We start from the raw sequence: 700 nt of genomic DNA on the forward strand, positions 1-700 counted from the left end.
CCGCCGGACTCATTGGATTCCATGGCCGACGCGGGTACCAAAACCCCAAAGCGGTCCACGGGTGTTGACGGTGACCACTGATCAAAGCGGATCCATTCATCATCCGCATCCCCGGAACGGTGCACCACCGCGACAGATTGAATTGGCGAGATACCGGTAGCACTGCCCGGGCGTAACTGCACGTTGGCCGGCAAGGCATCTTCCAGCATGACGCCCTGCTCTACCTGACCACTGATCAGGAAGCGTCGCTCTGCCGGGGCGCTGCTGCCGGTATTCGTATAGCTGATGCTGTAGTCCAGCGATTGCCCTTCCTGGGCAGGGTTATCACAGCTCTGGCTGCTCGACTTGGTCAGATTCAGGAAGGCACCGGAGGCCACCGTGACACTGTCTTGCCCGGAGTCGAACACATCAACATCCGTTTGTGACTCGGCCAGTACCGATACTCTCAGCACATCATCCTGACCTTGCCCGGACGCCACCGTGCCAGCCACCACGAGGGAAAGTGACGCCCCGGCAGGCAAGCTCACCGGCGCCGTAATTTCCGGCTCACCGGCATCGACCACACCGTTGCCGTTCACATCTTCATACAGGCGCAAGTTCAGCAGATCACCATCATCGCCGGCACTGTTCACCGCCGTCAGGCTGTAGTCATCGTCCACATTGCCGGTATTGGTCAGAACATGGGGCAGGTTAACGTGCT

Annotated in this window: 1 pseudogene; it reads right to left on the reverse strand. The window is 59.6% G+C overall.

The features are described from left to right. Positions 1–700 (reverse strand): annotated as a pseudogene (locus A3754_RS26980) (hypothetical protein); the annotation flags it as partial.

The sequence above is a fragment of the Alcanivorax sp. HI0083 genome (genome assembly GCF_001635175.1).